4 protein-coding genes are annotated in these 6,120 nt (G+C 45.7%); 1 reads left to right on the forward strand and 3 read right to left on the reverse strand.

The window, feature by feature from the left end:
* Positions 1-90: 90 nt before the first annotated feature.
* From glnL to glnA, 3 genes are all read right to left on the reverse strand, one after another.
* The gene (glnL, locus tag AB6F11_RS15585) at positions 91-1,167 is read right to left on the reverse strand and encodes a nitrogen regulation protein NR(II) (protein ID WP_017079339.1); all 1,077 of its coding nucleotides are present in this window, start codon (positions 1,165-1,167) and stop codon (positions 91-93) included.
* 168 nt (positions 1,168-1,335) lie between these two features.
* Positions 1,336-1,905, reverse strand: coding sequence for a DUF4124 domain-containing protein (locus tag AB6F11_RS15590; protein ID WP_017059222.1), 570 nt, complete (start codon positions 1,903-1,905; stop codon positions 1,336-1,338).
* Between the two features lie 214 nt (positions 1,906-2,119).
* Entirely contained in the window at positions 2,120-3,529 is a 1,410-nt protein-coding gene (gene glnA, locus AB6F11_RS15595; RefSeq protein ID WP_017059221.1) for a glutamate--ammonia ligase, read from the reverse strand.
* A 562-nt stretch (positions 3,530-4,091) separates the two neighbouring features.
* Here glnA and typA point away from each other — a divergent pair.
* A complete protein-coding gene (gene typA / locus AB6F11_RS15600) occupies positions 4,092-5,927 on the forward strand; it encodes a translational GTPase TypA (RefSeq protein WP_102394310.1) in 1,836 nt (611 codons plus the stop codon).
* Positions 5,928-6,120: the final 193 nt, after the last annotated feature.

Consider the following 6,120-nt stretch of genomic DNA (forward strand, 5'->3'; position numbering starts at 1 on the left):
GATAATCATTGTTGTTTTTATGATGTCTTAATCTTTGTGTTACCGAGCTAAGCCTTTCATCTCGCTGTCCAATAGCGAGGTTCTTATGACCTAAATCGGTAGATAAATCGTGAATGTGGTGTTGCCTGGCCAGCTTTCAACATCAATTTTCCCATTGTGTTGATCGATCAGGTTTTGAGAAATCGATAGCCCCAGCCCTGTGCCACCCTCTCGTCCGCTGACCATTGGGTAAAACAGCGTATCTTTTAAATCATCGGGGATGCCGGGGCCGTTATCGCTGATCTCAATGCGCGCTGCGAGTTTGTGTCGCTGCCCATGAATATTGGCTTGATGCACCGTTCTGGTGCGAATGGTGATTTTCCCTGATTCTTGGGCCTTTAAAATCTGTGCCGCGTTACTCACGATATTGAGCATCGCTTGTTCAACTTGTGCTGAGTCCATCAGAATGTCCGGTAAGCTCGGGTCGTAATCTCGTTCGATGGCGAGCGTTGAACCCGACTCGAGTTCCACGAGCTGTCTGACTTTCTCAAGTATCTGGTGTAGGTTCTCTTCTGACTTCGTCCCCGGTTTCTGAGGGCCAAGCAGGCGGTCGACTAATGCTCTTAAGCGGTCGGCTTGCTCAATAATGATCTGCGTATATTCATTAAGAGACTGATCAGGAAGCATTTTCCCAAGTAACTGCGCCGCACCTCTTAAGCCACCGAGTGGATTTTTGATCTCATGTGCTAACCCGCGTACCAGCAACTTAGCCGCTTGTTGTTGTGCATGTTGGTTGAGCTCTTGGCTAAGGCGTCTTTGCTGGTCTATCTTGCGCATCTCAACCAATAACAGCGTCTCTCGCTGCCAAGATATTGGGCTAACCGTGACTTCAAGCATCAGTGGGCGGTTATCAACAACGAAGGTAACGTCACTGTCGGTAATGCTCTGGCCACTTTGTAGCGGTTGCGTCAGAAGCGCCAAATCAAGTGAAGCGTGTTGGATAAGTTGGCTCAGTGGATGATCAACGATGCGTCGTGCGCTCTGTGAAAAGAGCTGCTCAGCCGCCGGATTTGCGTATCGGACATACAATTGCTCATCGAGCATTAATGTCGAAGTCACCATATTGTCGAGAATGGCGCTGGAAAGATGGTGTGTATCTATGCTGTCGCTTTTGGCTGATCGATTCACTATTTCGTCCTTGAACTGGTGTTTTTCTCACTGCACCAAATTGGTGCGTAGCTAAGTTCAAGTATGGCGCATATCAACCAGAAGCTAAAGATAATTCATTAGAGTCGCTGAAAGCTGCTTCGATTAGGTGAAAAGTAGAGGTTATTTGGCCTCTTTTAACACATTGGCCTACTTGAGCGTCGCTCGATGTAAATACACGGTGACTGGACTAGTAGATGCAATAAGCTTGCCGCTTCTATGTGCTTGAATTGCAATGGTGTGAGTACCTCGATCGATACCTTTTAATTCCCAAATAGGTTGGGTCTGTGGGGCGCCATATCGACGGCCATCGAGCATCAATTGTAATTGCTCACCTATACCAAGCTTTCGGTTGAGTTCTATCTGAATCGGGATTAAGCCGCGATTACTACGAATGGTTTGATCATGAACTGGAGTCAACATGGTGAGGGCTAATTGAGTAGGAACCTCGCGCTTTGTGGTTTCGGTTTCTGCCTGAGTTTTGGCTGGCGTTGCCGTTTTAGTTGTAGAGGAAGCAGCAGCGTCAACCGGAGTTGAGGCCTCAAATTTAGGGGCGGGTGCTGAAGCTTGCACATCTGGCAGGCGAAGAGCCTCGGCATCTTGAGCGCTAGGGTTATCACTAAAGTGGAGCACGCCATCTTCATCTATCCAGGTATACACCGTTTGAGCAGAGCACGAGAGCGCGACTGTTAACCCGATTAGGAACAGTATGTTTTTCATATCTTTAGCCTCTTTTCACCGCTAGGTGATTTCACGTTTGGCGTTGGTTTTATTGTATTTAGCGCGACAGCCTCTGAGGGCTTTTGTCTAAGGTATGGTACGAGGAAGCGGGGGGAGGGAGAATATAAAAAAGGCCCGCCTGCGAGGCGAGCCTAATATTTAGTCAGCGATTCTTACAAGGTTGCAGTAAGAAATGGCTTATCTCTACAGGAGATTAAACTGAGTAGTACAGTTCAAACTCAAGTGGGTGTGTAGCCATGTTCACGCGTTGTACGTCGTCAGATTTCAGAGTGATGTAAGAATCGATGAAATCGTCAGAGAATACGCCGCCAGCTGTTAGGAACTCACGGTCTTCGCTAAGCGCTGCTAGAGCTTCTTGTAGAGATTCTGCAACTGTTGGGATTTCAGCTGCTTCTTCTGCAGGAAGGTCGTATAGATCTTTATCCATAGCTTCGCCTGGGTGAATCTTGTTCTTGATGCCGTCAAGGCCAGCCATAAGCATTGCTGAGTAGCATAGGTATGGGTTAGCTGCTGGGTCACCAAAACGTAGCTCGATACGACGTGCTTTAGGGCTTGGTACTACTGGGATACGGATAGAAGCAGAACGGTTACGTGCTGAGTAAGCAAGCATTACAGGTGCTTCGAAACCAGGTACAAGACGCTTGTACGAGTTAGTTGATGGGTTAGCAAACGCGTTGATTGCACGAGCGTGCTTGATTACACCACCGATGTAGTAAAGAGCCATTTCAGATAGGCCGCCGTACTTATCACCAGCAAACAGGTTAACGCCGTCTTTTGCTAGAGATTGGTGAACGTGCATACCAGAACCGTTGTCACCAACTAGTGGCTTAGGCATGAATGTCGCTGTTTTACCAAATGCGTGAGCAACGTTGTGTACAACGTACTTGTAGATTTGAGTTTCATCAGCTTTCGCTGTTAGCGTGTTGAAGCGAGTAGCGATTTCGTTTTGACCCGCAGTTGCTACTTCATGGTGGTGAGCTTCAACAACTAGGCCCATCTCTTCCATTACTAGACACATTGCTGAACGGATGTCTTGAGATGAATCTACTGGAGCTACTGGGAAGTAACCGCCTTTAACGCCAGGACGGTGACCTTTGTTACCGCCTTCGAAGTCAGAACCTGTGTTCCAAGCTGCTTCTACGTCATCGATCTTGAAGAAAGAACCAGACATGTCGTTTGAGAACTTAACGTCGTCAAATAGGAAGAATTCTGGCTCTGGACCAACTAGAACTGTGTCTGCGATACCTGTAGAACGTAGGTACTCTTCAGAACGTTTAGCGATAGAGCGTGGGTCACGGTCGTAGCCTTGCATTGTTGCAGGCTCAAGGATGTCACAACGGATGTTTAGTGTTGCGTCTTCTGTGAATGGGTCCAGTACAGCAGATGCTGCGTCTGGCATCATTACCATGTCAGATTCGTTAATGCCTTTCCAACCAGCTACTGAAGAGCCGTCAAACATTTTGCCTTCTTCGAAGAAGTCTGCATCAACTTGGTGAGAAGGGATAGAGATATGCTGCTCTTTACCTTTTGTATCAGTAAAACGTAAGTCGATAAATTTAACTTCGTTCTCTTGGATCAGGGATAGTACATTTTCTACTGACATCTTGGATAACCTCCAGTGTTATTAATTCGGTATTAGCTCGATTCGGTTGAAACTAGCATTGATTAATGTCTATAAGTGCATTAATCGATGCTGATTTATCTATAGCCAAAAACGTGCCAAAAAAATTATTCCATTAATTTCAATGATTTACTTGTTTTTCGGTTTTGCTTAATTTGGTTTTTGCACCAAAATGATCTCCGTGCGCACCTTATTGGTGCAATTGTTTGTCTGTGCACCAATATGAGACATAAGCGAGCACCATTCAGCAATGAATTGCCTAAGTTGTCAATCCACTTTTGTTATTTTGCGGGAGATTTGGTTCGCCACTCGCAGGTGATACTTTTTTAGAGTCCTACGAATTGGGCTGTTCAACACTGTACTGAATCAAAGTTAAGCGGATATGAATCGCTAATAAAGAAAAAAGCCCCGGTTCAGATCACATATTTCTGGGTTTTTGTCTAGAATCTGGTATATTATTGACCGTTTTTTAAATCAAGCTAGCGGTTATTATCCAAACTTTTGAGATAAGTGACGGCTACTTTTATGAGTGAATCGAGAATCCATGTCTACTCCACAGATTGATAAGTTAAGAAATATCGCGATCATCGCGCACGTTGACCACGGTAAAACGACTTTGGTTGATAAACTGCTACAACAGTCAGGCACTCTTGAGTCTCGTGGTGAAGCTGAAGAGCGTGTCATGGATTCGAATGACATCGAAAAAGAGCGTGGCATTACCATTCTTGCTAAGAACACAGCAATCAACTGGAATGATTACCGCATCAACATCGTAGATACTCCGGGACACGCGGACTTCGGTGGTGAAGTTGAGCGTATCATGTCTATGGTTGACTCTGTTCTGCTTATCGTTGACGCAGTTGATGGCCCAATGCCTCAAACTCGTTTCGTAACGCAAAAAGCATTCGCACACGGTCTTAAGCCAATCGTTGTAATCAACAAGATTGACCGCCCAGGCGCTCGTCCTGATTGGGTTATGGATCAAGTATTCGACCTTTTCGACAACCTAGGTGCTACTGATGAGCAACTAGACTTCACAGTTGTTTACGCTTCAGCTCTAAACGGTTGGGCAACAATGACTGAAGGCGAAACTGGCGAGAACATGGAACCATTGTTCCAAGCTGTTGTTGATACAGTAGATGCTCCTTCTGTTGACCTTGACGGTCCACTACAAATGCAAATTTCGCAACTTGATTACAGCTCTTACGTAGGTGTTATCGGTGTTGCTCGTGTTACTCGTGGTTCAGTTAAACCAAACCAACAAGTAACTATCGTGAATGCAGAAGGCAAAAAACGTAACGGTAAAGTAGGTACAGTTCTTGGTTACCTAGGTCTTGACCGTCACGAAGTTGAGCAAGCTAACGCTGGCGACATCATTGCAATCACTGGTCTTGGTGAGCTGAAAATTTCAGACACTATCTGTGACGTAAACAATGTTGAAGCAATGACTCCGCTTTCTGTTGATGAACCAACAGTAACAATGACGTTCCAAGTAAACACTTCTCCGTTCGCGGGTAAAGAAGGTAAGTTCGTTACTTCACGTAACATCCTTGAGCGTCTAGAGAAAGAACTAGTACACAACGTTGCACTACGTGTTGAAGAAACTGATAACCCAGATCGTTTCCGTGTTTCAGGTCGTGGTGAACTTCACCTATCTATCCTGATCGAAAACATGCGTCGTGAAGGTTTCGAGCTAGCTGTATCTCGTCCAGAAGTTATCATCAAAAAAGACGAAGATGGCAACCTAACTGAACCGTTTGAAACTGTGACTATCGACGTGCTTGAAGAGCACCAAGGTGGCATCATGGAAAACATCGGTCTACGTAAAGGTGAGCTAACTGATATGTCTCCAGATGGCAAAGGCCGTGTTCGCATGGACTTCATGATGCCTTCTCGTGGTCTTATCGGTTTCCAAACTGAGTTCCTAACTCTAACGTCTGGTTCTGGTCTTCTTTACCACTCATTTGATCACTACGGTCCTCACAAAGGCGGCGTAATCGGTCAACGTAACAACGGTGTTCTAATCTCGAACGCAACTGGTAAAGCTCTGACTTACGCACTATTCAACCTACAAGAACGTGGTCGTCTATTTGCTGAGCACGCGGATGAAGTATACGAAGGTCAAATTATCGGTATTCACAACCGTTCAAACGACCTAACAGTAAACTGTCTGAAAGGTAAGCAGCTAACGAACGTTCGTGCATCTGGTACTGATGAAGCACAGGTTCTTTCGCCACCTATCCGTCACACTCTAGAGCAAGCTCTTGAGTTCATCGACGAAGACGAACTAGTAGAAGTAACGCCAGTAAGCATTCGTATCCGTAAGAAGCTTCTTACTGAAAACGAACGTAAGCGTGCAGCACGTCCAGCTAAGGCTTAATTGCCAGCTGACTAGCTTCTAGCTAACAAGCCATACGTTTTAGAATAAGTAAGAAAGCCCCGAGTAGCCTAGCTGCTCGGGGCTTTTGTTGTGCGCCGAGCATGGCGTTGATCTAGGAGGTGAAAGTCCTCTACGGGCGAAATCTGATAGTAGGTCATTACAACTTGGGCAACCTAGCAATAGATAGAATAGC

The sequence above is a fragment of the Vibrio sp. 10N.247.311.14 genome (assembly GCF_041467715.1).
GTDB lineage: Bacteria > Pseudomonadota > Gammaproteobacteria > Enterobacterales > Vibrionaceae > Vibrio > Vibrio crassostreae_C.

What these genes read in the sequence shown, in the direction of transcription:
- AB6F11_RS15590 (WP_017059222.1), bottom strand. Translation starts at nt 1,905, where the DNA reads ATGAAAAACATACTGTTCCTAATCGGGTTAACAGTCGCGCTCTCGTGC.
- typA (WP_102394310.1), top strand. Translation starts at nt 4,092, where the DNA reads ATGTCTACTCCACAGATTGATAAGTTAAGAAATATCGCGATCATCGCG.
- glnA (WP_017059221.1), bottom strand. Translation starts at nt 3,529, where the DNA reads ATGTCAGTAGAAAATGTACTATCCCTGATCCAAGAGAACGAAGTTAAA.